The sequence below is a fragment of the Pararhodobacter aggregans genome, assembly GCF_003075525.1.
In the GTDB taxonomy this organism is placed as follows: Bacteria; Pseudomonadota; Alphaproteobacteria; order Rhodobacterales; family Rhodobacteraceae; genus Pararhodobacter; species Pararhodobacter aggregans.
In genome coordinates, this window is record NZ_QDDR01000029.1 from 1 (window position 1) to 3,165 (window position 3,165).

Below are 3,165 nucleotides of genomic sequence, written 5' to 3' on the forward strand. Positions count from 1 at the left end.
GTAAGCATTCGCGGAGGGCCGTCTGGCTGTTGAGCGGGCAGAACGTTTATCGAGTGTCCTTATGGACGCACACGAAGACACTCGCCGTATTCAAGTTTTGTCGGTCTCTGATACCGGCCGTCGTCGGCGTTGGACGGATGACGAGAAAATCCGCATCGTTGAGGAAAGTCATGGCGGTGGCGTGACTTTGGCTGAGGTCGCGCGGCGCCATGATATTTCGCGATCACAGCTTTACGATTGGCGATATAGGCACAAGCATGGGCTGCTTGGGGCTATGCCGCAATTTTTGCGCGTCCTTCAGGTAGCAGACTGTTCTGGCCCTGATGATGTTCCAGCGCCGCCAGCGCCTGTATTGACGATCGACCTTGGCCCTCGGTGTCGTGTGACGATCCCCTCCGGCTTTGACATGGAGGCTGCTGCGCGTCTGCTCAATGGCTTGATGGTGCGGCCATGATTGCGTTTCCGGCTGGCACGAAGGTGTGGATTGCAGGTGGCGTGACGGACATGCGGCGTGGAATGAACACCTTGGCTTTGGCGGTCCAGCAGGGTCTTGGGCGTGATCCGCATGCCGGTGAGATCTTTTGCTTCCGGGGTCGCAAAGGTGATCTGGTAAAATTGCTGTGGCATGATGGGGTCGGCATGTCGCTGTATGTGAAACGCCTCGAGGCAGGCAAGTTTATTTGGCCTGTGAGCCAGGGTGGCACGGCGGTAGCGATCTCCGCAGCCCAGCTCGGCTATCTTCTGGAAGGGATCGACTGGAGGAACCCGCGCTGGACGCAAAGGCCTGAAAGGGCTGGATAATTTGCACAGCAGCGCCTGTTTTTATTGGCCTTTCGCCGTGTTCATGATAGGCATCTGCCATGTCAGATGCCGCTTTGCAAATCGCCGAATTGCGCGCCGCACTTGCTGCGCAGACTGCCTCGGCTGAGGCTGCACACGCCCGCGCACAGGCGGCGGAAGCCGAATTGGCGCAGGCCCGCGCCTTGGCATCCTGCACGGAAGCGATGATCCAGGAATTGAAGCTGGAGATTGCCAAGCTGCGGCGCGACAAATACGGCATCTCCTCCGAGCGTCGCGCACGGCTGATTGATCAGCTGGAATTGCAGCTTGAAGAATTGGAAGCAGCTGCCACCGAGGATGCGCTGGCGGCTGAAGTGGCCGCTGCTGCGGACACGACCAGCACGGTGCGCGCCTTCTCGCGGCGTAAACCGGTGCGCAAACCCTTTCCAGACCATCTGCCACGTGAGCGTGTTGTGGTCGAGGCGCCGACCAGCTGCACCTGCTGTGGTTCCGACCGGATCGTGAAGATGGGCGAAGACATCACCGAGACGCTTGAAGTGATCCCCCGCCAGTGGAAGGTGGTCCAGACAGTGCGGGAGAAGTTCACCTGCCGGGCCTGCGAAAAGATCAGCCAGCCGCCGGCCCCGTTCCACGCCATTCCGCGCGGTTGGGCAGGGCCGCAGTTGATCGCGATGATCGCTTTTGACAAATATGGACAGCACCAGCCATTGAACCGGCAATCCGAACGGATCGCACGGGAGGGGATTGAGCTTAGCCTGTCCACTCTGGCTGATCTGATCGGTCATGCCTGTGGGGCACTGGCCCCGATCCATGCGCTAATCGAGCGTCACGTGCTGGACGGCGGCCGTCTGCATGGCGATGACACGACCGTGCCGCTGCTGGCCCGCGGCGGCACGAAGACGGCGCGGCTCTGGACCTACGTGCGCGATGACCGTCCTTGGGATGGGGGTGCGCCACCTGCCGCCCTCTTCAAGTTCTCGACAGATCGTCGCAAGGAGCATCCGACCCGACATCTGGCTGGATGGCATGGCGTGCTGCAATCGGACGTCTATGGCGGCTACAATGACCTTTATTTGGCAGATCGCAGTCCAGGTCCGGTGCGTTCTGCGCTGTGTTGGAGCCATGCCAGACGAAAGTTCTTTGAACTTGCCGACATCAAGGCCATCGCCCGCAAGGGCAAAAAGGTTGCAGAAGAAATCTCGCCTATCGCTCTGGACGCTGTGACGCGGATCGACGCCATCTTTGATGTCGAGCGTGAGATTAACGGCCTGTCAGCCGCAGCGCGCCTGGGGGTTCGCCAGCAGCGGGTTGTGCCGCTGGTCAACGATCTGCATGACTGGATGCGGGCCGAGCGGGCCCGGATGTCAAAGCACAACCCTGTCGTCAAGGCGATCAACTACATGCTGGACGAAGAAGGCCGCTGGGTAGCCTTCACTGCATTCCTTGATGACGGGCGCCTCTGCCTGACCAACAATGCTGCCGAACGCGCCCTGCGCGGCATCGCATTGGGCAGAAAGTCATGGCTATTTGCAGGGTCCGAGCGCGGTGGTGAAAGGGCGGCCTTTATGTATACCCTCATCGTCACGGCAAAGATGAATGACATCGATCCGCAGGCATGGCTGGCCGATGTGCTCGCACGTCTGCCGGACATGCCGATGTCACGGGTGCATGAATTGCTCCCTTGGCATTGGAAAGCCGCAACCGAATTGAAGAGGATTGCCGCATGACACTGGTCGCGCGCCTCAAGGTCACACTGTCCGACGTCGAACCTCAGGTGCTGCGGCGCTTTGATGTGCCACTCAAGATCAAGCTAAACCGCCTGCACGAGGTGATCCAGGCGGCCATGGGATGGACCGACAGTCACCTCTATGAGTTCCGGGCCGGTGGCGTCGGCTGGGGTGTGCCTGATCCTGACGGCTATTACGATGGCCCGCTGCCCGCGAACAAATCCAGCCTGCTCGATGTGCTCGAAGATGTCGGCACCAAGACCATCCATTACATCTATGACTTTGGCGACAACTGGCACCATGTGATCAAGGTCGAGAAAATCGATGATGCCATGCCGGGTGCCGACTACCCACGCCTTGTCAGGGCCACCGGTGCTTGTCCCCCTGAAGATGTGGGTGGCTTCCCGGGCTACGCCGACTTCCTCGAAGCCATGGCCGACCCTGAGCACGAAGAGCACGACCGGATGCTGGAATGGTATGGGGGAAAGTTCGACCCCGACGAGGCAGAGATCGGCCGTATCCTCGACAACTTCGAGCGCCTCGCCAAAAAATGGGCCCCAAAGCCGCGCAAACCAAAAGCCGCACCCAGAAGCCTCTGATCAATATAGCACGGCTGCGGCCTTCGGCGGATGCTTAC

4 protein-coding genes are annotated in these 3,165 nt (G+C 60.1%); all 4 read left to right on the top strand.

The window, feature by feature from the left end; genetic code table 11:
• Window positions 1-61 precede the first annotated feature (61 nt).
• Genes tnpA through DDE23_RS24795 form a run of 4 tightly spaced genes read left to right on the top strand, consistent with a single transcriptional unit; the run spans window position 62 to window position 3,127 of the window.
• Window positions 62-454, top strand: a complete 393-nt coding sequence (gene tnpA, locus DDE23_RS25875; RefSeq protein WP_107755219.1) for an IS66-like element accessory protein TnpA — start codon at window positions 62-64, stop codon at window positions 452-454.
• Window positions 451-801 carry an IS66 family insertion sequence element accessory protein TnpB gene (gene tnpB / locus DDE23_RS24785; protein WP_107755220.1) on the top strand — a complete coding sequence of 117 codons (351 nt, stop codon included), beginning with the start codon at window positions 451-453 and terminating at the stop codon, window positions 799-801. Before tnpA ends, tnpB begins: the two co-directional genes overlap by 4 nt.
• 59 nt (window positions 802-860) lie before the next feature.
• Complete coding sequence (tnpC, locus tag DDE23_RS24790; RefSeq protein WP_107755221.1) at window positions 861-2,528, top strand: IS66 family transposase; 1,668 nt, start codon at window positions 861-863, stop codon at window positions 2,526-2,528.
• Window positions 2,525-3,127: a plasmid pRiA4b ORF-3 family protein gene (locus DDE23_RS24795; RefSeq protein ID WP_107755222.1), complete on the top strand. Its 603-nt coding sequence runs from the start codon at window positions 2,525-2,527 to the stop codon at window positions 3,125-3,127. The genes tnpC and DDE23_RS24795 overlap by 4 nt, the downstream gene beginning before the upstream one ends.
• Window positions 3,128-3,165 lie beyond the last annotated feature (38 nt).

Bases quoted from the DNA above. Each gene is read 5' to 3' on its own strand.
- tnpC (WP_107755221.1), top strand. From the start codon at position 861: ATGTCAGATGCCGCTTTGCAAATCGCCGAATTGCGCGCCGCACTTGCT.
- DDE23_RS24795 (WP_107755222.1), top strand. From the start codon at position 2,525: ATGACACTGGTCGCGCGCCTCAAGGTCACACTGTCCGACGTCGAACCT.
- tnpA (WP_107755219.1), top strand. From the start codon at position 62: ATGGACGCACACGAAGACACTCGCCGTATTCAAGTTTTGTCGGTCTCT.
- tnpB (WP_107755220.1), top strand. From the start codon at position 451: ATGATTGCGTTTCCGGCTGGCACGAAGGTGTGGATTGCAGGTGGCGTG.